The organism is Halomonas sp. SIMBA_159 (assembly GCF_046536035.1).
In the GTDB taxonomy this organism is placed as follows: domain Bacteria; phylum Pseudomonadota; class Gammaproteobacteria; order Pseudomonadales; family Halomonadaceae; genus Vreelandella; species Vreelandella venusta_A.
In genome coordinates this window covers 1-250 of the sequence record NZ_JAWJBT010001171.1, presented here as the reverse complement: position 1 = coordinate 250, position 250 = coordinate 1, and the positions used below count along the sequence as shown (strand labels likewise).

General features: G+C 58.4%; 1 pseudogene. It reads right to left on the bottom strand.

What is annotated here, in order from left to right:
- A pseudogene (locus R0J87_RS22950) lies at positions 1-250 on the bottom strand (D-aminoacylase); the annotation flags it as partial.

Sequence of the window (250 nt, the reverse complement as noted above, 5' to 3'; positions counted from 1 at the left end):
CCTGGCGCTGAGCGGCCGATTCCATTCGCTCCAGCACTTCGACCGTCCGGCCCCAGTTACCGGCACCGGCACATTTCAGATGCGAAATCACCACAGGCACTTTAGCGTGCTGGCCGGTACGGAACGCTTCATCCATGGCATCAAGGATCTGCTCAAACTCAGTGCGCATGTGGGTGGTATAAATACCACCAAATGCCGCCAGTTCTTCCGCCAGTGCCATCACTTCTTCCGTCGGTGCCTGCTTGGCCGA